Annotated in this window: 23 protein-coding genes; 11 read left to right on the plus strand and 12 right to left on the minus strand. The window is 66.4% G+C overall.

The window, feature by feature from the left end; translation table 11 throughout:
* Positions 1 to 86: 86 nt before the first annotated feature.
* From JHL17_RS20200 to JHL17_RS20235, 8 genes are all read right to left on the minus strand, one after another.
* Positions 87 to 338, minus strand: a complete 252-nt coding sequence (locus JHL17_RS20200; RefSeq protein ID WP_200195777.1) for a pilus assembly protein HicB — start codon at positions 336 to 338, stop codon at positions 87 to 89.
* Complete coding sequence (locus tag JHL17_RS20205; protein WP_247893673.1) at positions 335 to 760, minus strand: putative toxin-antitoxin system toxin component, PIN family; 426 nt, start codon at positions 758 to 760, stop codon at positions 335 to 337. The genes JHL17_RS20200 and JHL17_RS20205 overlap by 4 nt, the downstream gene beginning before the upstream one ends.
* Positions 761 to 1,062: 302 nt before the next feature.
* Complete coding sequence (gene pcaB / locus JHL17_RS20210) at positions 1,063 to 2,412, minus strand: 3-carboxy-cis,cis-muconate cycloisomerase (protein ID WP_200195781.1); 1,350 nt, start codon at positions 2,410 to 2,412, stop codon at positions 1,063 to 1,065.
* Positions 2,413 to 2,438: 26 nt separating this feature from the next.
* Entirely contained in the window at positions 2,439 to 3,269 is an 831-nt protein-coding gene (locus JHL17_RS20215; protein WP_200195783.1) for an HpcH/HpaI aldolase/citrate lyase family protein, read from the minus strand.
* Between the two features lie 3 nt (positions 3,270 to 3,272).
* Entirely contained in the window at positions 3,273 to 4,454 is a 1,182-nt protein-coding gene (locus JHL17_RS20220) for a CaiB/BaiF CoA transferase family protein (RefSeq protein WP_200195785.1), read from the minus strand.
* Positions 4,455 to 4,465: 11 nt separating this feature from the next.
* A complete protein-coding gene (locus JHL17_RS20225; protein WP_247893674.1) occupies positions 4,466 to 5,341 on the minus strand; it encodes an HTD2 family dehydratase in 876 nt (291 codons plus the stop codon).
* A gap of 60 nt (positions 5,342 to 5,401) precedes the next feature.
* Positions 5,402 to 6,781 carry a C4-dicarboxylate transporter DctA gene (dctA, locus tag JHL17_RS20230; protein ID WP_200195787.1) on the minus strand — a complete coding sequence of 460 codons (1,380 nt, stop codon included), beginning with the start codon at positions 6,779 to 6,781 and terminating at the stop codon, positions 5,402 to 5,404.
* Positions 6,782 to 6,810: 29 nt separating this feature from the next.
* A complete protein-coding gene (locus tag JHL17_RS20235; RefSeq protein ID WP_247893675.1) occupies positions 6,811 to 7,959 on the minus strand; it encodes a 4-oxalomesaconate tautomerase in 1,149 nt (382 codons plus the stop codon).
* Between the two features lie 145 nt (positions 7,960 to 8,104).
* Between JHL17_RS20235 and JHL17_RS20240 the strand changes: the two genes are divergently transcribed.
* Positions 8,105 to 8,995: a LysR family transcriptional regulator gene (locus tag JHL17_RS20240; RefSeq protein ID WP_200195789.1), complete on the plus strand. Its 891-nt coding sequence runs from the start codon at positions 8,105 to 8,107 to the stop codon at positions 8,993 to 8,995.
* 376 nt (positions 8,996 to 9,371) lie between these two features.
* Complete coding sequence (locus tag JHL17_RS20245) at positions 9,372 to 10,886, plus strand: ribonuclease J (protein WP_247893676.1); 1,515 nt, start codon at positions 9,372 to 9,374, stop codon at positions 10,884 to 10,886.
* 132 nt (positions 10,887 to 11,018) lie between these two features.
* Here the strand turns inward: JHL17_RS20245 and JHL17_RS20250 are convergent, their stop codons facing one another.
* From JHL17_RS20250 to JHL17_RS20260, 3 genes are all read right to left on the minus strand, one after another.
* The gene (locus JHL17_RS20250) at positions 11,019 to 12,824 is read right to left on the minus strand and encodes a carbon starvation CstA family protein (protein ID WP_200195791.1); all 1,806 of its coding nucleotides are present in this window, start codon (positions 12,822 to 12,824) and stop codon (positions 11,019 to 11,021) included.
* Positions 12,825 to 13,028: 204 nt separating this feature from the next.
* Positions 13,029 to 13,184 carry a hypothetical protein gene (locus JHL17_RS20255; RefSeq protein WP_200195793.1) on the minus strand — a complete coding sequence of 52 codons (156 nt, stop codon included), beginning with the start codon at positions 13,182 to 13,184 and terminating at the stop codon, positions 13,029 to 13,031.
* 183 nt (positions 13,185 to 13,367) lie between these two features.
* On the minus strand, positions 13,368 to 13,838 hold the full coding sequence (locus tag JHL17_RS20260; RefSeq protein ID WP_200195795.1) for a hypothetical protein: 471 nt from the start codon (positions 13,836 to 13,838) through the stop codon (positions 13,368 to 13,370).
* 272 nt (positions 13,839 to 14,110) lie between these two features.
* On the opposite strand from JHL17_RS20260, the gene JHL17_RS20265 reads away from it, so the two are divergent.
* The gene (locus tag JHL17_RS20265; RefSeq protein WP_200195797.1) at positions 14,111 to 14,305 is read left to right on the plus strand and encodes a hypothetical protein; all 195 of its coding nucleotides are present in this window, start codon (positions 14,111 to 14,113) and stop codon (positions 14,303 to 14,305) included.
* Here the strand turns inward: JHL17_RS20265 and JHL17_RS20270 are convergent.
* Positions 14,253 to 14,642: a YhjD/YihY/BrkB family envelope integrity protein gene (locus JHL17_RS20270; RefSeq protein WP_247893677.1), complete on the minus strand. Its 390-nt coding sequence runs from the start codon at positions 14,640 to 14,642 to the stop codon at positions 14,253 to 14,255. The two genes, JHL17_RS20265 and JHL17_RS20270, sit on opposite strands and share 53 nt — an antisense overlap.
* Before the next feature lie 909 nt (positions 14,643 to 15,551).
* Here JHL17_RS20270 and JHL17_RS20275 point away from each other — a divergent pair.
* The 8 genes from JHL17_RS20275 to JHL17_RS20310 all read left to right on the plus strand — a co-directional run bounded on the left by JHL17_RS20275 (position 15,552) and on the right by JHL17_RS20310 (position 22,791).
* Positions 15,552 to 15,968 (plus strand): hypothetical protein, encoded by a 417-nt coding sequence (locus tag JHL17_RS20275; RefSeq protein ID WP_200195799.1) that lies wholly within the window; start codon positions 15,552 to 15,554, stop codon positions 15,966 to 15,968.
* Between the two features lie 62 nt (positions 15,969 to 16,030).
* Positions 16,031 to 16,789 carry a hypothetical protein gene (locus JHL17_RS20280; protein ID WP_247893678.1) on the plus strand — a complete coding sequence of 253 codons (759 nt, stop codon included), beginning with the start codon at positions 16,031 to 16,033 and terminating at the stop codon, positions 16,787 to 16,789.
* 138 nt (positions 16,790 to 16,927) lie between these two features.
* Entirely contained in the window at positions 16,928 to 17,686 is a 759-nt protein-coding gene (locus JHL17_RS20285; protein WP_247893679.1) for a hypothetical protein, read from the plus strand.
* Positions 17,687 to 17,962: 276 nt separating this feature from the next.
* Positions 17,963 to 19,396: a TolC family protein gene (locus JHL17_RS20290; protein WP_247893680.1), complete on the plus strand. Its 1,434-nt coding sequence runs from the start codon at positions 17,963 to 17,965 to the stop codon at positions 19,394 to 19,396.
* Positions 19,393 to 19,647, plus strand: a complete 255-nt coding sequence (locus JHL17_RS20295; RefSeq protein ID WP_200195805.1) for a hypothetical protein — start codon at positions 19,393 to 19,395, stop codon at positions 19,645 to 19,647. The genes JHL17_RS20290 and JHL17_RS20295 overlap by 4 nt, the downstream gene beginning before the upstream one ends.
* A gap of 8 nt (positions 19,648 to 19,655) precedes the next feature.
* Positions 19,656 to 20,348, plus strand: a complete 693-nt coding sequence (locus tag JHL17_RS20300; protein ID WP_247893681.1) for an ABC transporter ATP-binding protein — start codon at positions 19,656 to 19,658, stop codon at positions 20,346 to 20,348.
* Complete coding sequence (locus JHL17_RS20305) at positions 20,345 to 21,583, plus strand: ABC transporter permease (protein WP_200195806.1); 1,239 nt, start codon at positions 20,345 to 20,347, stop codon at positions 21,581 to 21,583. The genes JHL17_RS20300 and JHL17_RS20305 overlap by 4 nt, the downstream gene beginning before the upstream one ends.
* 38 nt (positions 21,584 to 21,621) lie before the next feature.
* Positions 21,622 to 22,791 carry an HlyD family secretion protein gene (locus JHL17_RS20310; RefSeq protein ID WP_200195808.1) on the plus strand — a complete coding sequence of 390 codons (1,170 nt, stop codon included), beginning with the start codon at positions 21,622 to 21,624 and terminating at the stop codon, positions 22,789 to 22,791.
* Positions 22,792 to 22,965 lie beyond the last annotated feature (174 nt).

The raw sequence follows: 22,965 nt of genomic DNA on the forward strand, positions 1-22,965 counted from the left end.
TATAAATGCTCATATTTATTGGGTAAAGGCGAAAGATCTCTTGAATACCTACGTCTATGCTTACGATATTCCTTCTCCGACCATGTTCATTGCTCCAATTCGTCGCCAATCTGCGGCGGCCTGTCCGGCACCCTGTCCAGGAAAGAGCGCAAGCCCGCACCGGTCGCGTTGGCTGCGCGGGCCTTCAGAAAAGCAGCGGCAGTTTCAACGGCACCGACCTTCTCGGCGACAGCAGCGGCGATCCACTGGTTCAGGGAAACGCCATCCTCGCGTGCCAGCCGGGCAGCGGCATCCTTGACGGATGTGGGCAACTTCAGCGGATAGGTCGCCTTGCTCATGTTACTACTCCTCGCAGGAACTCCGCCGGCCGGAGAGCCTGAATGCCAAACCTCGGAGCGGCGCCGGCAAAATCCCGTATATTATGGGTCACCAGCATCTCCGCCCGACCATTGACCGCAGCCTCCAGCACCATCTCGTCGGCCGGATCGGAAAGTTGGGGCCGCCAAGTGAAATGCACGTCCACAGGCTCCAGAACAGCGGCAAGCTCGCTTAGAAACTGATCCAAATCGGCTATGCGGAACCCGTGAACCTCACATTGCTCGGGGCGCTTCAGCACAGCCTCGTATTCCAGGAACAAAGCGGTCGTCACCAACGCCTGGAACTGTCCATCGGCAAAGAGACTCAGCACTGCAAATGAAGCGCCTTGGCGGCTGCACAACCCCGCAGTCAGAATGTTGGTGTCGAGAACAACTCTCTTCATGAAGATAATCGTAGACTCAATCCTCACGCCAAGCAATGGATGTGACATCCCATGGGATGTCATCAATTCGGTTTATGTATCAGGCCAAACCAATCGGGATCGCTACTTCGTCGAACTGGCAGTGCTGCCGCGTCCCCTCTGGTCGCCGACATCCGGGTGCGGGCTCTGCCCATCGTGGCGCGCGCCGGGTGGTGAACTTCATCCGAATAACTGGCAAGCGGATCGCGCCATTTTGCGAAATGACACGATCCGCTTGCTTCAGTTCGCCGAAACCAGCCAGGCCTGCGGTGGTCCCCGTCCGGTCAGCCCGTCACCCGGGCCAGCACGCGATCGACCATGACTCCCGACTGGCCCAGGTAATTGGCCGGGTCGCAGAGCTTCGCCAGCTCGGCACGGCTGAGGCAGGCGCTGACCTCCGGCGTCTCGACCAGCAGGTCGAGCAGCGGGCGGTTCCGCCGCACCGCCTCGCGGCAGAGATCGTAGACGAGATCATGGGCGTATTCGCGGCCGATATGGCGGCCGAGCCCCATCATCACCGCCTCCGACGCCACCAGCCCGTTGGTCATTTCCAGGTTGGCGCGCATCCGTTCGGCATCCACCTCCAGCCCGCTCGCCACGGAACGCGCCTGCTTCAGCGCGCCGGCCAGCAGGCAGAAGGCCTCCGGCAGGACGATCCACTCGATCTCCCACGGCCCGGTCGACCGCTCATGGTCGGCCACCATGGCGTCGAGCAGCGCCGCCGTATGCTGGCGCACCACCGAGATCGCCGCGTGGATGTAGCAGCTGGAGATCGGGTTGCGCTTCTGCGGCATGGTGCTGCTCGATCCGCGGCCATGGGCATAGGGCTCGTAGACCTCGCCGACCTCGGTCTGCATCATCAGCTTGACGTCCATCGACAGCTTGCCGAGCGTGCCGCCGACGAGGCCGAGGAAGCAGCCGACCTCGGCGATGGTGTCGCGGATGGTGTGCCAGGCGATGACCGGCTGGGCGAGGCCCAGTTCCTCCATCAGCCCGGCCTGGGTCTCCATCGCGCCATGCTCCAGCGAGGCCAGCGTGCCGGCCGCCCCGGCGAACTCGCCCATCAGCACGCGCGGACGCAGCTGTTCCAGCCGCTCGCGGTGGCGCTCCACCGACGACAGCAGCCCGGCCATCTTGTAGCCGAAGGTGACCGGCACCGCCTGCTGCAGGTTGCTGCGGCCGATCATCGGCGTGTCGCGGTGCTTCCTGGCCAGATCGGCCAGCGCCGCCGACAGCGCCGCCAGATCCTCGCCCACCAGATCCAGCGCCTCGCGGATCTGCAGGACCGTCGCCGTGTCGGTGATGTCCTGCGTGGTGGCGCCCCAATGGCAGTATTCGCCGAGCCGGTCGCGGCAGAGCGCGTTGAGCTGCGAGACGACGCCCAGCACCGGATAGCCGATGCGCTCGGTCTGCGCCTTCAGCTGCGCCATGTCGATCCTGTCGAGCGAGCAGTTGGCGACGATCTCGTCGGCCGCCTCCTGCGGGATGATCCCCAGCCGGCCCTGGACGCGGGCCAGCGCCGCCTCGATGTCCAGATACTTGCGCGTGCGGTTCTCGTCCGACCAGACCCCGCGCATGGCCTGGGTGCTGAAGATGTCGCCGAAGATGGCGGAGTCGATGATCGTGGACGGCATGGCTCGGGTCCTCCCAGAAGAAATTGTCAGTTCAAGGCACGGTCGAGGATCGACCGCGCCTTCAGCAGCACCGGGCGGTCGACCATGCGGCCGTCCACCTGCACCGCGCCTCCGGCGGCAGTCCCGGCCGCTGCGATCACCCGCCTTGCCCAGGCGATTTCCGCCTCGCCGGGCGCCATCGCCCGGCGCACGGCTTCCACCTGACGGGGGTGGATGCACAGCTTGGCGGTGAAGCCGACCGCGCGCGCCCAGGCGATGTCGCAGGCAATCGCCTCGTCGTCGCCGATCTCCGTCGTCACCCCGGCGATCGGCGGCGCCCGGTCGGCGCAGCGCGAGGCGACCGCGATGGCGAGGGCCGGCCCGGTCAGGCCGCGTTCGTCGCCGGACAGGTCGAGATCCACCGCGAAGTCGAGCGTGCCGAAGGCGAGGCGCTGGACGCCGTCGGCGGCGGCAATGCCGTCCACGGCGCGCAGGCCGCGGGCGCTCTCGATCAGCGGGACCACGGCGCCGCCGGGAGCGAGCGCGGCGGTCACCCGGGCAATTTGCGTGGCGCTCTCGGCCTTGGGCAGCATCACGCCGGAGAGGCCGCGTTGGCCCAACAATGCGAGGTCATCGACGAACCACGGCGTCGTCCCGTCGTTGATGCGGACCAGCACCGGGGTTTCGCCGCGCGGACCGGCGGCGAGCCAGTCCCGGATCGCGGTACGGGCCATCGCCTTCGCGGCAGGTTCGACCGCGTCCTCCAGGTCGAGGACGATCGCGTCGGCATCGGACTCCAGCGCCTTGTCGAAGCGGTCCGGCCGGTTGCCCGGCACGAACAGATAGGTGACGGGCAAATTGGTGACGGGCAAGGCCATGGCTCAGATCGCCTTCTCGCTGCGCAGCCGGGCGATGTCGCCGGGCGCATAGCCCAGCCCGGCCAGGATGCCGTCGGTGTGCTGGCCGAGCGCCGGCACCGGATCCATGCGCGCGTCGCCGCCGCTCGCCGCACCCGGCGGCAGCAGGGCCGGCACCGGGCCGTTCTGGGTCTCCACCGTCCGCCAGCGCTGCCGCGCCGCCAGCTGCGGGTGGTCCCAGACGTCCTGCATGGCGTTGGCCCGGGCGTTGGCGATATTCGCCTTTTCCAGCCGGGCCACCACCTCCTCGGCGGTCAGCCCGGCGAAGGCCGCCACGATGAGGCCGCGCAGCTCCTCGCGCGCCGCGTTGCGGCGGGAATTGCCGGAGAAGCGTTCCTCACGCGCCAGTTCGGGGCTTTGCAGAACCGTTTCGCAGAAGGCCACCCATTCGCGCTCGTTCTGCAATCCCAACAGCACGGTCTTGCCGTCGCCGGCCGGGAACGGACCGTAGGGGTAGATGGTGGCGTGGCTGGCGCCGGTGCGGGCCGGTGGCGGCGCGCCTTCGAAGGCGTAGTAGAGCGGGTAGCTCATCCACTCCACCAGCGATTCCAGCATGGAGACGTCGATCCTGCAGCCGCGTCCGGTCTGCTGGCGTTGCAGCAGCGCCGCCAGGATGTTGCTGTAGGCGTACATGCCGGCAGAGATGTCGGCGATGGAGGGGCCGGCCTTGGACGGCGTCTCCGGCGTGCCGGTCACCGACAGGAAGCCGGCCTCGCCCTGGATCAGCAGGTCGTAGGCCTTCTTGTCGCGGTACGGGCCGTCGCCGCCATAGCCGGAGATGTCGCAGACGATGATCCCCGGCTTCTCGGCGGACAGCGCCTCGTAGGACAGGCCGAGGCGGGCGGCGGCGCCGGGGGCGAGGTTCTGCACCACCACGTCGGCCTGCTCATGGATCAGCCGCTTGAGGATCGCCTGCGCCTCCGGATGCTTGACGTCGAGAGTCAGGCTTTCCTTGGAGCGGTTGGTCCAGACGAAATGCGAGGCGACGCCCCGCACCCGCTCGTCGTAGCCGCGGGCGAAGTCGCCGACGCCGGGACGCTCGACCTTGATGACGCGGGCGCCGAGATCGGCGAGCTGGCGCGTCGCGAAGGGGGCGGCGATGGCGTGTTCCAGGGTGACGACGGTGATGCCGATCAAAGGTTTCATGATCGCCTCCCTCACTTCAGGACCGCGGTGGCGTCCATGGTCAGCCAGCCCTCATGGTCCTTGGCCCACAGGCGGACGGACTTGCCGTCGGCCGACGGCGTGCCGCACACCGAGAAGGGGTTGATGTCGAAGGTCGGCCGCACCGCCTTGAAGCTGTAGGACGCGACCTCGGCATCCGGCATCCGGTGGCGCAGCAGATCCAGCAGCAGGGTGGCGATCAGCGGACCATGCACGATCAGCCCCGGATAGCCCTCCGTCTCCGTCACATAGCGCCGGTCATAGTGGATGCGGTGGCCGTTGAAGGTCAGCGCCGAGTAGCGGAACAGCAGCACGTCGTCGGGAACCCAGGGCTGCTCCCAGGCCGCATCCGCAGGGGCCGGCCGAGGCTCCGGCGGCACGTCGTCGGCCGTGGCGGCCTCGCGGTAGACGATGTCGTGGAACTCGGTCAGCGCCACCGCCGTCTCGCCGGCCCGGCGGATCTCGTGGCGGACCTTGACGAAGACCAGCGGGCCGGTGCGGCCGGATTTCTCGGTCACGTCCTGGATGGTCGAGGTCCGGGTCAGGGCATCGCCGACCCGCAGGGGCTCGTGGAACTCGAACTGGCTGCCTGCCCACATCCGGCGGGGCAGCGGCACCGGGGGCAGGAAGCCGCCGCGCCTGGCATGCCCGTCCGGCCCGATCTCCGACTGGCGGTGCAGCGGCAGAAAATACAGCCAGTGCCACAGCGGCGGCAGCGGGGTGCCGGGCGCCGGGCGCTCGGCGGGCCGGTCCAGCGTGGCCGACAGCGCGGCGTAGGGGGTGGCGGTGACGGTGTCGGAGACGGTCTCGGTCCGGCCGATCCAGTCCTTGGCAGTCATGGTCGGGGTGGTCATGGTCGGGGCGTTCATGGCGGCGTCCTCGAACTTGCGTGCGGCTTCCGGGCGACCCGCGGAGCGGGCCAGGGGAGATCAGTGCGACGGCTGGGCAGGCGCCCGGACGTTCATCTGCAAGGCGGCGATGTCGCCCTTCTCCTCCAGGGTCCGCTCGGTGCTGGCATAGGACTGGTTCAGCTCGCGGTGCAGGACCTCGCGGTCGCAGGCATTCTCCCAGATCGAGACGACGATGCTGGCGACGCAGTTGCTGATAATGCTGGTCAGGGCGCGGGCCTCGGACATGAAGCGGTCGATGCCGACCAGCAGCGCGACGCCGGCCACCGGCAGGTCGGGCATCACCGTCAGCGTGGCGACCAGGGCGACGAAGCCGCTGCCGGTGACGCCGGCCGCCCCCTTCGAGGTCAGCAGCATGACGCCGAGCATGGCGAAGATCTGGCCGGCCGACAGGTGGATGTCGCAGGCCTGGGCGATGAACAGCGAAGCGAGCGTCAGGTAGATCGCCGTGCCGTCCAGGTTGAACGAGTAGCCCATCGGCAGCACGAGGCCGGAGACGCCCTTCTTGCAGCCCAGCGCCTCCAGCTTCTGCAGCACGCGCGGCAGGACCGGCTCGGAGGACGAGGTGCCGAGCACGATCAGCAGCTCCTCGCGGAAGTAGCGCAGGACCTTCCACAGGCTGAAGCCGTGCAGCCGGGCCAGCGTGCCGATGATCGCCACCAGGAAGACGCCGCAGGCGACGTAGAAGGTGAGGATCAGCAGGCCGAGCGAGCCGATGCTGTCGATGCCGTATTTGCCGACGGTGAAGGCCATCGCGCCGAAGGCGCCGATCGGGGCCAGCTTCATGATGAAGCCGAAGGCGGCGAACAGGACGTGGGAGAAGGCCTCGATGCCCTGCACCACCGGCTCGCCGGCCTTGCCGACGCGCGTCAGCCCGAAGCCGACCAGGACGGAGATGAGCAGCACCGGCAGCACCTCGCCCTCGGCGAAGGCGCCGAAGAAGGAATGCGGGATGATGTGCAGCAGGAAGTCGGTGAAGCCGACCGGCGCCGCTTGCTTGGCGAAGCGCGCCGCCACCGCGGGATCGAGCGACGAGGGCGAGACGTGCATGCCGACGCCGGGCTCGATGATCAGGACCGCGGCCAGTCCGATGACGAGCGCCGCCACCGTCAGCGCGTAGAACAGCGCCATCGACTTGACCAGCGTCTTGCCGATCTCGCGGGTGTCGTTGAGGCTGGTGATGCCGCTGACGATGGTGCAGAAGACCACCGGCGCGATCATCATCTTGACCAGCTTGACGAACCCGTCGCCCAGCGGCTTCAGGGAGGCCCCGAGGTCCGGCCAGAAATGACCGGCCAGGATGCCCAGGGTCAGGCCGACGACGACCTGGAAATACAGGGCCTTGTAGATGGCCTTGGACTTGGCCGGCGCCGGGGTTTGGCTTCCCGTTTGTAGACGCATGGCGTTTCCTCCTCTCTAATGCTGTGGGATCAGGCCGCCATGGCGGCCCGCGGCGGGGTCGAGGGCCGTGCGAACACGGTTCCCTCGAACAGCCGCCGCGCGGTGCGCAGGATGCCGGCGACGGGGGCCGATTGGCCGGGACCTGATGCGCCGGCACCCGCCTCGAGGCGGACGGTCAGGCGTCCGGCCGGATGTTCGAAGGTGACGTCGCCGGGCATGGCGAGCGGTCCGCCCAGCAGGGCGGCGGCCACGGTTCCCGGAACCGTGCAGGCGGTGGCGGTGGCGACGGCGCCGGTGATGGCCATCGCCCGGTGGCAGTCGTGCGGCATGAAATAGCGCACGGACAGCGTGCCGCCGCGCGTCGGCGGCGCCAGCAGGACCGGCTTGGGGATCACCATGCCGGCCGCATTGGGAAAGCCCATGCGGCGGCCAGCCTCGACGCGCAGCGCCTCCAGCCGGGCCATGAACGCGCGGTCGGACCGGAAGCCGTCCGTCGGCTCGTAGCCCGTCTTGCCGAGGTCGGCGGCGCGGACCAGCATCACCGGGATGGCGGCGTCGATGCAGGACACCGCGATGCCGTCGATCAGGTCGGTGGGCGACCCGGTGGGCAGCAGCCGGCCGGTGTTGGCGCCGGCCGCATCGAGAAAGGCGAGATGGATCGGCGCCGCGGTGCCGGGCACGCCGTCGATGACGGCCTCGCCCTCATAGGCCACCTGCGCCCCGGGGGTCTGGATGCGCGCCTCGATCAGCTTGCCGGTGTTGACGTTGTGGATGCGCACCACGGTCACGCCGTCTACGGCCCGGACCAGCCCGGACTCGATGGCGAAGGGGCCGACCGCGGCCAGCATGTTGCCGCAGTTGGGCGAGGTGTCGACCACCCCTTCCTGGACCCGGACCTGGGCGAACAGGTAATCGACATCCGCACCGGCCCGGGTGGCGGGGCCGACGATGGCGACCTTGCTGGTCAGCGGGTTGCCGCCGCCGATGCCGTCGATGCCCAGATCGTTCCCCGCCCCCATCACCGAGAGCAGGAGGGCGTCGCGCTCGGCCGGGACGGCCGGCAGGTCGGAGGCCAGGAAGAAGGGCCCGCGGGAGGTCCCGCCGCGCATCATCACGCAGGGAATGCCGATCTGGCGGTTCACCGGATGGGTCATCGGATGGCTGATGGGATGGGTCATGGCGCTTGGTTTCTCTTGATTTCGCCGTGCGAGCGAAGAAAGCCGATGGGCCGATATTCCGGCTGCGAACCGTATTTGTGAAATGCAATGATTCGCAGTATTATTCCATTTCACGCATCAATGCTCATGGCCCGGCGGAGCCCGCATGAATTTCGAACTGGTCGATCTGAAGGCGTTCGTGGCGGTCGCCGAGCTGGGCAGCTTCAATCGCGCCGCCGAGCTGCTGAACCTCTCGCAGCCGGCGCTGAGCCGCCGCATCCAGAAGCTGGAGGACACGCTGGGCGTCGCGCTGTTCGAGCGTTCGACCCGCCATGTCGCGCTGACCATGGTGGGGCGCGACTTCATGCCCAAGGTCCGGCGCTTCCTGGACGAGTTCGAAACCTCGCTGCTGGGGATCAGCGATCTCGGCGCGCGGAGCAGCGGCCAGATCACCATCGCCTCCGTCCCCACCGCGGTGTTCTATTTCCTGCCGAACGCGATCAGCCGCTTCAGCGCCGCCTTCCCGCGCATCCGCATCCGCATCCTCGATCTCGGCGCCAACGAGGGGCTGGAGGCGGTGGCCCGCGGCGAGGCCGATTTCGGCATCAATTTCATCGGCACCTCGCACCCGGACATCGAGTTCGCGCCGCTGGCCGAGGATCCGTTCGTCATCGCCTGCCGTCACGATCATCCGCTGGCCTCCCAGCGGGTGGTGGCCTGGGAGGAACTGGCCGCCCACCGGGTCATCACCGTCGGCCGGACCAGCGGCAACCGGGCGCTGATCGACAATGCGCTGGCGCAGCACGGCCTGAAGCTCGACTGGTCCTACGAGATCACCCACCTCGCAAGCTCGCTCGGGCTGGTGGAGGCCGGGCTGGGCGTCGCGGTGCTCCCCAAGCTCGCCACGCCGGCCTCCGGCCACCCGATCATCCGCACCATCCCGCTTGGCCACCCGAAGATTTCCCGGACGATCGGCGTGGTCCGGCGGCATGGCGCCATCCTCTCGCCGATGGCGGCACGCTTCCTGGAGGTGCTGCTCGGCAGCTGGAAGGCCTGACGCGCGGGCATTGCCGGCAGGGCATGCGATGGAGAGCCTTGGCGGGAGGAAGCGCGCCTCCCTTCGACCACGCACCCCAGCAATGTCCTACCAATCCGTGTGACTTCTCATCTGCGCCCTTGACCTGTACGGCCCTTTGCCCACATAAGGCTGACGAAACATCCACGACGCATCCAGGGCTCAGGACGGCTTGCCGCCCGGAACCGCTCTCGGAGCTGACGTCATCTTCCCCGCCCAGCCGTCCGACGGCCGCCGCACGGCGCCTCCGGCCGGGTCCGCTCCAACCCCATACCCACCACGGAATCCGCATCGACGAGCGATGCACGCCCGTCCGGCAGCGTCGAATGCCGGCTTAGATGAGACGTACGACAGAGGCATGACGTTTGATTCAAAGCGGCGCCGGATGGCGCCGAACAACCGCGCACGCAACCCGCGTCCGCGTGCTGACATCGACAATTCCCGTCCGGCGACCAGCACGGTCCATGGCGGCGGCCCCACCGGTCCGGTTCCGGGCAAGGACGAGATCCTGTTCCTTCCGCTGGGCGGCTGTTCGCGCATCGGCATGAACATGGCGCTCTACGGCCATGCCGGCAAATGGCTGATCGTCGACGCCGGCGTCGCCTTCATGGGCGACGAGGCGCCGGGCATCGACAGCCTGATGGCCGATCCGGCCTTCATCGAAGAGCGGATGCAGGACGTCGTCGGGCTGGTGGTGACCCACGCCCACGAGGACCATATCGGCGCGATCCACCATCTGTGGCCGCGCCTGCGCTGCCCGATCTACGCCAGCCCCTTCGCTTCCCACATTATCCGGGACCGGCTGAAGGAAAAGGGCGCGCACCGGGCGGCCAAGGTGCAGACCTTCGACATCGGCGACACGCTGACCATCGGTCCGTTCCGGATCGAGACCATCGCCGTCACCCATTCGATCCCCGAACCGATGTCGCTGGCCATCCGCACGGCGGCCGGGACGGTCCTGCACACCGGCGACTGGAAGTTCGATCCCAACCCGCTGGTCGGCCGCAGCACCGATTTCGCCGCGCTGAAGCGCCTGGGCGACGAGGGCCTGCTCGCCATGATGTGCGACAGCACCAACGCCGACGTCCCCGGTTCCACCGGGTCCGAAGCCGACGCCCGCGCCGGCCTGATCGGCGCCTTCGCCGGCCGCACCGGCGCCATCGCCGTCACCGGCTTCGCCTCCAACGTCGCCCGCATGACCGCGGTGGCGGAAGCGGCGGCGGCGGTCGGGCGCAAGGTGGTCCTGGTCGGCCGCTCCATGCTGCGCATGGAGAAGGCGGCGCAGGCCTGCGGCTATCTCGACCATGTTCCGGACTTCATGGATGTCCGCGAGGCCTCCTGGACCCCGCGCGAGAATCTCGTGTTCCTGTGCACCGGCAGCCAGGGCGAGGAACGGGCGGCGCTCAGCCGTCTGGCCCGCAACGAACACCGCGAGCTGTGGCTGGAAGAGGGCGACACCGTCATCTTCTCCGCCCGCGCCATCCCCGGAAACGAGGAGGTTCTCGCCGACATCCACGAGCATCTGCGCGGCATGGGGGTGGAGATCGTCACCCCGGCCGACGCGCCGGTCCATGTCTCCGGCCATCCGAAGCGCGACGACCTCGCCCGGATGTACGGGATGGTCCGCCCGCGCTTCGCCGTCCCGGTCCATGGCACCATCGAGCATATGGAAGCCCACGCCCGCCTCGCCCGCGCCTGCGGTGTCGAACGCGCCCTGGTTCCGGAGGATGGCGACATCCTGCGCATCGCCAAGGAAGGCACCCGCGTGGTCGGCCGCATCGAGCCCAAGCGCCTCGCCAACACCGGGCGGGACCTGATCTCCTGGGTCCCGGCCGAAGCGACGGTGGAAGAGACGCTGGTGGTCGCGGCCTGATGACAAAAGCCCTTCTCCCCTTCGCGGGAGAGGGGCTGCTTCTTCCGACCAAGGCGCCTGACACACCAAAAGCGAACGGGTCCCGTGGAACGCTCCACGGGACCCGTTCGCTTTTCTACAACGCTGGAACCGTCATTCGGCCGGGGTGGCGACCATCGGAACCTCGATGGCACGGGCCTGGAACAGCTCCTTCCACTTCTTCAGCGCGGCGATCAGGATGATGAAGCCAAGCACCAGCATGATGATCGAGATGCCGGCGTTGAAGGGATTGTAGCCCTTGGCCGCCTTGTTCAGATAGACGTTGGCGATCATCCAGTAGCCGGCGGCGTTCACCGTGACGAACAGGTAGGCCAGCGGGATCAGGCAGGTCAGCACATAGACCCGCTTCTGCGCCAGCCGCAGGATGATGGTGGCGCCGATGATCAGGCCGACCGAGGCCATCAGCTGGTTCGACACCCCGAACAGCGCCCACACCGAGTTGATGTCTCCCGAGGTCAGCAGATATCCCCAGGCCACGCAGGCGATGACGCTGGCGACGATCGAACCGGGGACCCAGTCCAGCCGCTTCATCGGGGCATAGACGTCGCCCAGCAGGTCCTGGATCAGGTAACGGGCGACGCGGGTGCCGCTGTCGACGGCGGTCAGGATGAACACCGCCTCGAACATCACGACGAACTGGAAGAAGTAGGAGGCGAGGCTGTTGAACCACGGCACGCGGGTGAAGATCTCGGTCATGCCGACCGCCAGTGTCACCGCGCCGCCGGTCCGGCCATAGAGGTCGAGGCCGATCTCCTGGCTCAGCCGCGGCAGGTCCACCACGTCCATGCCCAGGGCCTTGAAAGCGGCCGGCGCGGAGTTGATGGCGAAATAGTCGGCCGGATGCAGCGAGGTGGCGGCGATCAGCGCCATGACGCCGACCAGGCATTCCGCCAGCATGCCGCCGAAGGCCACCGGACGGATGTCGCTCCACTTGTCGATCAGCTTGGGCGTGGTGCCCGAACCGATGAAGGCATGGAAGCCGGAGATGGCGCCGCAGGCGATGGTGATCGAGATGAAGGGCCAGACCGGGCCGTTCAGCACCGGGCCGCCGCCATGGATGAAGTCGGTCAGGGCGGGGAAGCGGATCTCCGGGTTGATGAAGACGACGCCGACGACCAGTGCGCCGAACACGCCGACCTTCATGAAGCTGGACAGGTAGCCGCGCGGGGTCAGCAGCAGCCACACCGGCAGCGCCGTGGCGAAGAAGGCGTAGATCGGCAGGATGACGGCGACCGTCTCGGCATGCAGCGTCAGCCATTCGCCCAGCAGCGTGCCCTCGATGTAGGGGCCGGCGAAGACCGACGCGGCGATGGCGGCGATGCCGACCTGGGTGGCGCCCTTGGACGAGCCGGTGACGCGTTCATAGAGGCCGAGCGCGACGGCGATCGGGATCGTCATGAACACCGCGAAGGCGCCCCAGGCGTTGCGTTCCAGCGCATGGACGACGACCATCGACAGGCCGGCCATGGTGATGGTGATGATGAACAGCATCGCCAGACCGGTGCACCAGCCGGCCACCGGGCCGAGTTCGGCCTTGGCGACCTCGGACAGCGACTGTCCCTTGTGCTTCATCGAGGCGAACAGCACGACGGTGTCGTGCACCGCGCCACCGACGACGCAGCCGATCAGCAGCCACAGGAAGCTCGGCAGATAGCCGAACTGGGCGGCCAGCACCGGACCGACCAGCGGGCCGGCGGCGGCGATGGCGGCGAAATGCTGCCCGGCATTCACCCATTTCTTGGTGGGCACATAGTTCTTGCCGTCCTCCAGCATATGGGACGGGGTGACTTCCGAATCGTCGGCACGGAGAACCTTGCGCACGAAGAACACGCCGTAGAAGCGGTAGCAGAGCGCAAGAATGCAGAGTGTCGCGATCACAAAGGTTAGGGCGTGATCCATGACGGCTCTCCTGAAAAGGATATGCCGCCGGTGTACGCCCGCCGCGGCGCCCCGTGGGGTGGAATGCCGCGAGCGGTAGCCGGGAGGTGCTGAGCGGCAGCCGTCGGGGGGCGAGCGGCGGCGCTCAGGCTCCGGGGGGACAATGAAAAAGGCCGGGAGCTTTGGCGCTCGCCGGCCTTCAAGCCAGAAGCAATGAAACCGAGCCTACTTGCCGAGCCGCTCGCGCAGACGCAGGAATGCTTCACGGGAAGACTGCTTCATCGCGGCCGACAGCTCTTCGGGAAGCCGGCCGTCATGGGCAGCGACGAAATCCATGAGGCTTTGCGGGGCCTCCTGAGGCTTTCGCTGTGCTATGGCCATCGACGCCTCCTTGCTACAATCGGAACTCCACCCCTGTGGGATTGATACCACAATTAACGCTCGACGGGTAGCGAGGTTCATCCTGCTTCGTCGCAGTTCATGAGGGTTTCGCGCCTATATAGGGGGATAAGCGCATCCTCCAACCCCCAGGCAGCAGCCGGAAGATCGTGGACTTACGGTCGATCACCGACGATCATGCTCCCAATGCCAGCGCAGATCGTCGGCCTGATAAATATAGGTCTGCGGATAGCCGTTGTTCTCCAGGAAGCGGATCGTGGCCTTGAAGCGCTCGGGCAATTCGTCGAGCGGCATCGGCTCTTCGGTCTTGCACATGATCGTCACTGGCCTGTGAAGATCGAGGAGACGCTTCGTCGCCTCGTGAAAGAGGTCGAGCACGACCGGCTTAACGTCGGGATGGTAGGTCGCCCTGGCCTTCCTGCGGTCGAAGACCATCCAGTCGGTATCCAAATCCATGTCGTAGACATAGATGCCATGAACCAGTTCGTGCCGGCCGTCGCCCATATCCTGAAGACCGGCCGCCGCCGAGATGTTCCATTCCAGTTCGAGGTCGATGGATATATCGGTCACGCACATACGGTACGGTCCGGAATCGACGAGACGGAACTCATAGGGAGCCGGAACGGGATGCAGCACGGCCAAATTTCTCGGTTGCGTTCTCTCCGATATAATACCTGATTTGGCGTTTTTTTTGGAAACAAACAATCATCCGCGCCAGCGCTGCCAAATTATCGCACCTATGGATATCCCTGCGATCTTGGTCTTCAGGATGCTCCTTGAACCGCTTAAGCCCCGGAATGCGCCGCTCAAGCGGTCAAACCGCCGCTCGCCGGAAACCGGCCCGGCGCGTACCGCAATGGCGTTAGCGTGGGACGTCCCACAATGCCGGCTCCCGCCAGAGATCTCAGATGACCACACCCTGCCCCCGCACCTCCCTGCGCAAGGCCCTCGCCAACCTCCGGCGCCTGTTCAACGACGACAGCTACGACCGCTACCGCGAGGCCCAGGCCCGGCTCGCCCCGGAGGAGGAACCGCTCGACCGCCGGTCCTTCAAGGCCCGGCAGATCCTGATGACTCTGGGACGCGGCTGCTGCGGCCGCTAGCCGGCTCCCCCGGTCCGGGGCCAGCCTCCGGGTTCAGGCCGGGCAGCCGCGCCCGGCTGCCGCTGCGCTCCGAATAGGCGCGGGTCAGCTCCGCCCCGAACAGGAAGATCACCGCCGAATAATGGACCCACAGCAGGATCAGCACCAAGGATCCCGCCGCGCCATAGACCGACACCACACCGCTGGTGGCGATGTAGAAGCCGATCAGGAACTTGCCCACCGCGAACAGGCCGGTCAGCACCGTCCAGGACACCACCACGTCGACCAGCCACAGCAGCGACGGCATCGCATAGCCAGCGGCCCAGCGGCCGGCCGCCGCCACCCCGGATTTCTGCAAGAGCCATGTCCTTTATCACAGGGCAATCGGGTGAAGGGCCTTGGTCTTGATTTTAGGACTTCCCATCATCCCCGCGAAGGCGGGGATTGAGAGTTGCCAATACAAGCACTTGCAAAGTCTGGATTCCCGCCTTCGTGTTTGTGAAGAAATCGGTGACTCGCTGAGAGAAGCCCCAAGTTCGAACCACGTCGCGTTGGATCGCATCGTGCGCTTTCTTCGGCCGTCATCCCCGCGGAGGCGGGAATCCAGCCTTCACAAGCACTTGTGTTGGAAATCCTGGTTCCCCGCCTCCGCGGGGATGACGAAAGTCATTTCAAAGAAATATGGTTCTCAAATCCGATCCCCCCGGTTGTCTCGATGGACCCACAGGCTTGATCCTCCTCGGGCTGGAGAACTGCCCGTCGGATCAAGCCTATGGACTACCGGGACAGCCTGAAGCCCGTGCTGCGGTAACGAGGGCAGACGGGGCAGCGCTCGTGCCGCCAGGGGGGCAGATTGGGATGTCGCCTGACACCGGTCGATGCGGGGCTTCGAATCCTCCACCAGCGCAACACAGGTTCTGCCCAGACCCACGTCGAGATGCCCGGCTTCCCGTCCCAGCCGATCAGCGCGGCCGGCACGCCCTGGCACCCTTCGCTCGTCTGAACCCATCGATTTGGAAGTCCGAAAGCTGCCGGGGCGTTTCCGCCGGCACGTGTCGATTGGACAGGAATCGGGAAAGGGGGCAGGGCATGGATGACAGGAGTGAAAATACTAAGTTTGCTATCTATAGGTTTGATATATCCTGATTTTCTACTTTTTAACATGGTCCGTCGGCCAAGAATGCGCTATATAGGTGTTGTCGCCGATCCGTAAAACCACCATGCCGGGAGTTTTTCGGTGTCGAGACCAAAAACTGGAGGACTTTCAATGTCAGTCAAATTTGCCGGAGCAATGGGCTTTGCGGCTTCCCTGCTGTTCGCCATGCCGGCTCTGGCGGGAAGCACCGGCGTCGTCGTGCAGAACCTGTCCGGCCAAACCGTCACGGTGTCGGGGACCAGCATCGGCCTGCCGAGTTCGATCAACAACGGCAGTTCGGGAACGGGCACGTCCAGCTTTTCCTCCGGTCAGCCGGACAGCGGCGTCTTGACCGTGTCGGGGGGCGGGAAGTCTTGCAGCTTCTCGTGGTCGCGGCCGGGGCAGCAGGTCAAGAACGGCCCGCTCTGCGGGACGTTGACAAGTTTCTCGACGAAGCTTGGAGTGGGCTCTTGGAGTTGCAACAATGTGGTGGTGAGCCAGCAGCCCTCTCCCACCTGCTCGGGTAACGTGAAGTTCACGATCCAGTAACATGCAATGGCGGGCATCCATTTGTGATGCCCGCCAGTCATCCCGCTGACGGAGTGCCGAAAATGGCTGGAGCGATCACGGATTACAACGGCCCCAACGTCACGCTTGCGGGCGGTTCCGCTTTGAAGAAATTCATGGAACACACCGCCGCTGCCGCCAAGAAAAAAATCGAGGAGACCGGAAGCGTCGCGGGATTCAAAGCAGACTTCAGGTCTGCCGATGGCGAGATTTCCGTAAACATCACATCAGATTTTGGAACTGATTTGAATGGAAAGTCTGGCTATGCCTTATCCTATCGCCTGGAGACAACAGATAAAGGCGTTCAAGTTGGTGGCGGCGAAGGTGGCAGTAACGTCGCCGACAGTGGAGATGATATCGATCAGTTTGTATCGACCGTAGGTAAGATGAATGACTCAGTTGGCACAAAATCTGGGAAAATGACAGAAGAAGAAGAGCTTAAATATGTAAAAGAAAATCTTCCGCCAGAACAATACGAAAAATTCGTTCAAGGCATAAAGGAATCCAAAGCGGCCTACGAAGCTCAGCAGAGGGAGTTGCGAGGGGAGAAGGGCGATGCGTCCTCTCCGGCGTCTGGCGGCGGCACGCGGCTTGACCGGATGAAGGCGCGGAGCGAGGATGCGGCGCAGCTTGCCGAGCGGCTGCTGAAGGGCGTGACCGGGCGCGACCAATCGGAGGCGAATGGCCCTGCGCATTGGCTGGCTTCCTCCCTCACCGATCCTGCCACCGACAAATCCTCCGCCCAGACCGCAGACAAAGCGTCGCCTCCGCCATCGTACAAGCCCGTCGATCTGAAGACCTGACTGTGTAAATGGTCTCATGCGTTCGGTATCTGGATCCTGAACGCATCCACGCTCTTCCCCTACCCCCCGACACAAAAGGCATCGGACGCACCTCACATGGCGGTGTAGGTCGATCATCCCAATAACGGAGCGTGAAAAATGGCTGGAGCGATCACGGATTACAACGGCCCCAACGTCACGCTTGCGGGTGGCTCTGCCCTGAAGAAATTCATGGAAAGCACCAGCGTTGCCGCCAAGAAGAAAATTGAGGATACAGGAAACATCGAGGGATTTAAGGCAGGATTTACATCTGCTGACGGCGAGATTTCTGTCAAAATTACATCGAAGGCCATGACTGATGATAGTAGAAAATCTGGCTATGGTCTTTTCTATGAAGTTGATACAAAAGATGGAGAATACCAAGTATCTCATGGAGCAGGTGTTCAAGGAATAACGGACAGCGGGGACGGCGTTGATAGCTTCCTTTCAAGTATGGACAAAATGAATGCAATTATTGGTACAAAATCGTCAAAAATGACAGAAGAAGAAGAGCTTCAATATGTTAAAGATAATTTTCCATCAGATCAGTATGAAAAAGTCGTTCAAGGCATAAAGAAATCCAAAGCGGCCTACGAAGCTCAGCAGAGAGAGTTGCGTGGGGAGAAAGGTGATGCGTCCTCTCCGGCACTTGATAACGGCACGCGGCTTGACCGCATGAAGGCACGGAGCGAGGACGGGGCGCAACTGGCCGAAAGGCTGCTGAAGGGCGTGACCGGGCGCGACCAGTCGGAGGCGAATGGTACCGCACACTGGCTGGCTTCCTCGCTCACCGATCCCGCCGCCGACAAATCCTCCGCCCAGACCGCAGACAAAGTGTCGCCTCCGCCCTCGTACAAGCCTGTCGATCTGAAGACCTGAACACGGCCCCACCGGAGGGAAGAAGCCAGCCGGCAGGACGGATCTCCGCATCCAAGGCCCGACACAGCTGGCGAGGATCGGCATCGTCGCCCGTGCCGCCCGCCCTTTTCCTGTCCATGGCACATTGCGTATGATATGGACAGTTATGGTTGTGTCAAAGGTGTCTCTGTGGCGGTTCCGAGTGCCATGAACGCATGTCCTGCGATCATACGCTGCATGGCGGTCGCCCTGGCTCTGGGAACCGCCGTTGGCGGTGCGGAGGGCGCACACGCGCAGATGGCTCCGCAACCCCGCTATGCCCATGATGGCTCCGGACCGCCGCCGCCGGCAACCGGTCCCGAACTGCGCCTGACCCTGCCTGAGGCGGTCTATCTCGGGCTGCGGCGGAACAACGGGGTCCGGACGGCCTATCTGCAACGGGTTCTCGACGCCTACAACCTGCATGTCGCGGAATCCGCCTTCACCCCCCGCGGAAATCTGCTGTCCACCATCGATGGCGACCGCACCGGCGGCAGCCGCGGGATCGCCATCGACCTGACGCCGACGGTGCAAACGCTGACGCCGCTGGGAACCGTCATCGCGTTCGGCTGGGACCTGCGGCAGAGCAGCCGGCGGCAACCGAACGACGGGCTGTCGCGGGGGGAGTCGGCGCTCACCCTGTCGGTCATCCAACCGCTGCTGAAGGGGGCCGGCTACGACACCACGATGGCACCGGTGCGCATCGCGCGGTTGCAGGAGCGCTACAACCGGCTTCGCCTGAAGACCGCGGTCGCCAACACCGTGACCGACATCGCCCGCGCCTATCACCAGTTCGTTCAAACCCGCCAGCAGATCGCCCTGGCCGACGGCGCCCTGCAACGCGCCCGCGATCTGGAGGCGACCAACCGCGCCCTGATCGCCGCCGGACGGATGGCCGCGGTCGAACTGTTCCAGGCCCAGGCGACCACGGCGGCCCAGGAACTGGCGCTGTTGCAGGCGCAAAGCGCGTTCGATGCCGCGCGGCTCGCACTGCTGGCGCTGCTGGCGCTCGATCTCGACACGCGGATCGTTCCCGCCGACCGGCTGACGGCGAAGCCGGTGCGGATCGACGTGAACGAGGTGAGGGCGCTGGCCTTCGACAACCGCCCGGATTACCTGTCGCAGCTGATCGCCATCGAAAGCGCGCGCATCGGGCTGGACGTTGCCCGCAATCAAAGGCTGTGGGATGTTTCGGTGGTCGCCGGGGTGAGCGTGCCGGGGGCCGGGCGCAGCGGCTGGCGGGCGTCGGAAAAGCTGCCCGCCACCAAGACCGATCTACGGGCCGGGCTTCAGCTCAACATCCCCATCAACGACCTATCCCTGAAACAGCAGGAGGTCCAGGCCGGCGTCGGCCTGCGACAGAACGAGGTCGTGCTGGAACAGCTGCGCGCCCAGGTCGATCAGCAGGTGCGCGACGGGGTGCGGACGGTCGACGCCATGTGGCGTCAATACATGCTCAGCCGGCAGGTGCGGGAACTGGGCGAACGGACGCTGGCCGGGGAGATGGCCAAGCTGCGCGCCGGACGGTCGAGCAATTTCCAGGTCGTGTCGTTCCAGGACCAGCTGCGCTCCGCCGAAAGCGGCGAGCTGACGGCCCTGGTGGCCTATCTCGATGCGCTCGTCCTGCTGGATTTGCAGGTCGGCACCACCATCGACACCTGGGGCATCCAGCTGAACGATCCGCCACCGTGATGCGCCCATCCATCCTCACGCTCCGGCCGAGGCCGGCGCTGCTCCCGGCGCTGCTGTGCGCGCTGGCGGCCGGCGGCTGCACGCCGCCCGGGATCGCGCTTCCCCCCGTTGCCGCGCCCGACATCGCGGCGCCGGCACTGGCGGCTTCCACCGGCGGGCTGCCGCTGGCGGCCTACGCCCGCCCCACCGGCGAGGCGGGGGTCTCCCTCCGGCTGGCGTCGCCCGCCGACATGCCCGCCGCCGGTCCGTGAGGCCCCGCATGACCATCCTCGCTCTCGACGGCGTGCATAAGAGCCACGGCCGCGCGGCAGGCGCGGTGCAGGTGCTGCGCGACGTGTCGCTGGACATCCGGCAGGGCGAGGTCTGCGCCATCGTCGGGTCTTCGGGGTCGGGAAAATCGACGCTGCTCTCGCTGATGGGTCTGCTGGACCGTCCCGACTCCGGGCGGCTCCGCTTCGAGGGGGAGGAGGTCGGTACGGCCTCGGCGGATCGGCTGGCGGCGCTGCGCAACCGCCGCATCGGCTTCGTCTTCCAGGCCTTCCATCTGCTGCCCCGGCTGACGGCGCTGGAGAATGTCGCCCTGCCGTTCCTGTACCGCGGCGTGCCGCCGCGCCTGGGCCGCGACCGTGCGGCATCGATGCTGGAGCGGGTCGGGCTGGGCGACCGGCTGCATCACCGGCCGGAGGAGATGTCGGGCGGCCAGCGCCAGCGCGTCGCGGTTGCCCGCGCGGTGGTCGGCGATCCCGCCCTGCTGCTGGCCGACGAGCCGACGGGAAATCTCGACAGCGCCACCGCGCGGCAGATCATCGACCTGTTCTTCGCCCTGAACGCCGATCTCGGGGTGACCGTGGCGCTCGTCACCCATGATCCCGCCATCGCGGCGCGGTGCGGGCGTCGATTGGTGATGCGGGACGGACGGCTGGACAGCGCGGCGCCCGGGGCCGTCGCATGAGGCGCGCCGGCCACGTCAAGCCCGCGAGGCCGCTGGATGACGGGGAAAGCGGCGGACGCCGGTGGCGGGCGCTGGCGGCGGACGCGTTGCGCAACCTGGGAGCGATGCGGCAGCGCTCGCTCCTGGCCCTGCTCGGCATCGCCATCGGAACGGCGGCGGTGGTCGCCCTGATCTCCATCGGCGAGAATGCCAGGGAACATTCCATGCGCCAGTTCCTCGCCATGGGGGCGGACATCCTGACGGTCCAGAAGGATTTCAGCCTGTCCGGCCGGCCGGCGGTCCTGACCCGTGCCGATGTCGACCGGCTGCGGGCGCTTCCCGGTGTCGAGGAGGTCGCGCCGCTGGCGATGCTGGGGGTGGAGATCCGCCAGGGGCGCACCCGCCTGCCCAGCGCCGTCGCCGGCGTCACGCCGGAGTTCTTTGCGCTGGTCCAGGCCAAAGCGGCGCAGGGCCGGACGCTGACGGAGGGGGACCGCGCCGCGACCGTCGTCGTTCTCGGGGCCGGGCTGGCCCGCCGGCTGGCGGAAGACGGTCAACCCCCGGTGCCGGGCAGCCTGCTGCGGATGGGTGGATACAACCATACGGTGGTCGGCGTTCTCGCCGGCAGCACGCCGAACCCGGTGCTGCCGCTGGATGTCGACAGCACGGCCTTCGTGCCGCTGTCCGGCGCGCGGCGGGTGTCGGCCAACAGCGACATCACCAACCTCGTGGTCCGCAAGATGCCGGGCGCCACCGATCAGGCGGTGCGGCAGTCTCTGAGCGACCATTTCTCCGGCGGTCCTCATCCCCGCCCGGTCATGGTGCAGAGCGCCCGCCAGCTGATCATCGCCATGACCGATCAGGCGCGGGTTCACACTCTGCTGCTGGCCGCCATCGGCGGCGTGTCGTTGATCGTCGGCGGAGTCGGCGTGATGAATGTGATGCTGATGGGCGTGGTCGAGCGGCGGCGCGAAATCGGCTTGCGCATGGCCTTGGGCGCCCGGCCCATCGATGTCTGCGCGATGTTCCTGGCCGAAGCGCTGGCCCTTTCGCTCAGCGGGGGGGTGGCCGGCGTCCTTCTGGGCCTTGCGGCGGCGGCGGTCTATGCCTGGAATGCGGGCTGGGCGTTCGCGCCGTCCGTCCCGTCGCTGCCGCTGGGGCTTGGCATGTCCAGTGGGGTCGGGCTGTTCTTCGGGCTTTACCCGGCGGTGCAGGCGTCCCGCTTGGAGCCGGTCGCGGCCTTGCGCGGAGAGTGAACGCCGATGCGGTCGGAACGAGGGCAAGGAGCGGGCCGATGAGCGTGCAGGCACCCCGATCGGCTGGCGGCGGATCGCGGCGGCGTGTTCTGGACAGGCTTGCGTGGTTCTGCGGTGGCGCTTTATGCGCCGGCCTCGTCCTCAGCGGCCCGTCCTGGTTCGAGGATGCGCAGGCAATGCTGTCGCGAAGCCGCGTCTCCGGCAAGGCCGCGGCGACGCCGCGGGAGGTCGAACGGGACATCGCTGTGCAGCCCCCTGTCGTCCTGTCCGTGGCCGGAACGGTCGAACCGGGCCGCACGGTGACGGTGGTGGCCCCCTTTGCCGGATCGGTGAAGGAAAAGCGGTTCGATTATGGCCAGCGGGTCGAAGCCGGTCAGGTTCTGCTGGTCATCGACGGCTTCGATATGGATATGCGGGTGCGCGATGCGGAGGCCGCCCTTCTCAAGGCCGCGCAGCATCTGGACGAGGTCCGGAACTGGGCGACCGGCGCGGAGATGGCGCGTGCGCAGCGGCAGGTGGCCGCCGCGCGGCGGGAGGCCGAGCAGGCGCAACGCCGTGTGCAGGATGCCAAGCCGCTTATTGCCCAGGGCATCATTCCGCGGCAGGAGCATGAGGATCTGCTGAGACAGGCCGAAGCACAGGCCCTCAACCGTCTGGCGGCGGAAGAGGAACTGGCCACCACCGCGAAGAGGGGCGGGCGCGACGCCGTCCGCATGGCTGAACTGGAGCACACGGGCGCCCTGGCGAAGCTCGAGGATCTGCGCCGGCAAGTGGAACGTGCGGTGGTGAGGGCGCCGGCCTCCGGCATGGTCATGAAGGCGCCGACCGCCTCTTCGGCCAATACGCCCGGTGTCGCGGCGGTCGAGGTCGGCGCCGGCCTGTCCCAAAACCAGAGCCTGTTCCTGATCGGCGAGATGGAAAGCCTGGCGGTCGCGGCACAGGTCGACGAGATGGACGTCAACAGTCTGCGTGTCGGTCAATTGGTCGGCGTGACCGGCGAAGCCTTCCCCGACAGTCCGTTGCCCGGACGGGTCGCCTGGGTCGCGCAGCAGGCGACGGTCGGTGACGGCGGGGCGTCGACCGGCGCATCCTTCGCCGTTCGCGTAGCGCTGCCGCCCCTGTCCGAAGCGCAGAAACAGCGCATTCGTGTCGGCATGTCGGCGACTCTGACGATCGGAACGGCCGCAGGGACGGGGGTTGCCGAGTGAACCCGTGCTTCCTCGGACAGGCTTTTGCAGCCGCGCGCGCATACCGCGCCCGATCGTCCAGTCCTGGCATGGTCATCGGGGTTCCGGAAGCAATGGACACTGCTGGCGAAATCGGGGGCCGCGGCGCGGTCTGGGAATGGCGGCTGTCGATGAGACATCCTCAATGAAGGAGGC

The sequence above is a fragment of the Azospirillum endophyticum genome (assembly GCF_016595245.1).
Classification (GTDB): Bacteria; Pseudomonadota; Alphaproteobacteria; order Azospirillales; family Azospirillaceae; genus Azospirillum; species Azospirillum endophyticum.

Excerpts from the sequence above, each read along its gene's own strand:
- JHL17_RS20280 (WP_247893678.1), top strand. The coding sequence starts at position 16,031 with ATGGCTGGAGCGATCACGGATTACAACGGCCCCAACGTCACGCTTGCG.
- JHL17_RS20240 (WP_200195789.1), top strand. The coding sequence starts at position 8,105 with ATGAATTTCGAACTGGTCGATCTGAAGGCGTTCGTGGCGGTCGCCGAG.
- JHL17_RS20300 (WP_247893681.1), top strand. The coding sequence starts at position 19,656 with ATGACCATCCTCGCTCTCGACGGCGTGCATAAGAGCCACGGCCGCGCG.
- JHL17_RS20250 (WP_200195791.1), bottom strand. The coding sequence starts at position 12,824 with ATGGATCACGCCCTAACCTTTGTGATCGCGACACTCTGCATTCTTGCG.
- JHL17_RS20285 (WP_247893679.1), top strand. The coding sequence starts at position 16,928 with ATGGCTGGAGCGATCACGGATTACAACGGCCCCAACGTCACGCTTGCG.
- JHL17_RS20255 (WP_200195793.1), bottom strand. The coding sequence starts at position 13,184 with ATGGCCATAGCACAGCGAAAGCCTCAGGAGGCCCCGCAAAGCCTCATG.
- JHL17_RS20245 (WP_247893676.1), top strand. The coding sequence starts at position 9,372 with ATGACGTTTGATTCAAAGCGGCGCCGGATGGCGCCGAACAACCGCGCA.
- JHL17_RS20275 (WP_200195799.1), top strand. The coding sequence starts at position 15,552 with ATGTCAGTCAAATTTGCCGGAGCAATGGGCTTTGCGGCTTCCCTGCTG.
- JHL17_RS20305 (WP_200195806.1), top strand. The coding sequence starts at position 20,345 with ATGAGGCGCGCCGGCCACGTCAAGCCCGCGAGGCCGCTGGATGACGGG.
- JHL17_RS20235 (WP_247893675.1), bottom strand. The coding sequence starts at position 7,959 with ATGACCCATCCCATCAGCCATCCGATGACCCATCCGGTGAACCGCCAG.
- JHL17_RS20200 (WP_200195777.1), bottom strand. The coding sequence starts at position 338 with ATGAGCAAGGCGACCTATCCGCTGAAGTTGCCCACATCCGTCAAGGAT.
- JHL17_RS20205 (WP_247893673.1), bottom strand. The coding sequence starts at position 760 with ATGAAGAGAGTTGTTCTCGACACCAACATTCTGACTGCGGGGTTGTGC.
- dctA (WP_200195787.1), bottom strand. The coding sequence starts at position 6,781 with ATGCGTCTACAAACGGGAAGCCAAACCCCGGCGCCGGCCAAGTCCAAG.
- JHL17_RS20220 (WP_200195785.1), bottom strand. The coding sequence starts at position 4,454 with ATGAAACCTTTGATCGGCATCACCGTCGTCACCCTGGAACACGCCATC.
- JHL17_RS20310 (WP_200195808.1), top strand. The coding sequence starts at position 21,622 with ATGAGCGTGCAGGCACCCCGATCGGCTGGCGGCGGATCGCGGCGGCGT.
- pcaB (WP_200195781.1), bottom strand. The coding sequence starts at position 2,412 with ATGCCGTCCACGATCATCGACTCCGCCATCTTCGGCGACATCTTCAGC.
- JHL17_RS20290 (WP_247893680.1), top strand. The coding sequence starts at position 17,963 with ATGGCTCCGCAACCCCGCTATGCCCATGATGGCTCCGGACCGCCGCCG.
- JHL17_RS20225 (WP_247893674.1), bottom strand. The coding sequence starts at position 5,341 with ATGAACGCCCCGACCATGACCACCCCGACCATGACTGCCAAGGACTGG.
- JHL17_RS20265 (WP_200195797.1), top strand. The coding sequence starts at position 14,111 with ATGACCACACCCTGCCCCCGCACCTCCCTGCGCAAGGCCCTCGCCAAC.
- JHL17_RS20215 (WP_200195783.1), bottom strand. The coding sequence starts at position 3,269 with ATGGCCTTGCCCGTCACCAATTTGCCCGTCACCTATCTGTTCGTGCCG.